This is a genomic window from Marinicauda pacifica, from assembly GCF_004793635.1.
GTDB lineage: Bacteria > Pseudomonadota > Alphaproteobacteria > Caulobacterales > Maricaulaceae > Marinicauda > Marinicauda pacifica.
This window is the reverse complement of the sequence record NZ_SRXV01000092.1, coordinates 1-305: the sequence shown is the minus strand read 5'-3', so window position 1 is coordinate 305 and position 305 is coordinate 1. Positions and strand designations below refer to the sequence as shown.

The window sequence follows — 305 nt, the reverse complement described above, 5'->3', positions numbered from 1 at the left end:
GCCGTGACCGGCAATAATCTGCGTGTCGGCCTCGGCGCGATCGACGATCATCTGCATGCCGTCGATATAGCCCTGCACCGTCCCGCCATTGTCCAGATCGATATACGGGTAGCGGCCGGAGGAGAGCAGGTCACCGGCGTGGATCACATTGGCATCCTCGAAATGGATGAAGAGGTCGCCATCGGTATGAGCGTTCGGCGCGTGATAGAATCGCGCAGTCTGGCCGTTCATCGTGCCGAAGTCGCCTTCCCCCACATTGACCGTGGGCAGGTAAGTGCCGGACAGCGGATCGGGGGTGTTTCCGG

Annotated in this window: 1 protein-coding gene; it reads right to left on the bottom strand. The window is 61.3% G+C overall.

The window, feature by feature from the left end; translation table 11 throughout:
• A partial coding sequence (locus tag E5162_RS14520) for an MBL fold metallo-hydrolase (RefSeq protein WP_479684692.1) occupies positions 1 to 305 on the bottom strand: 305 nt, incomplete at both ends.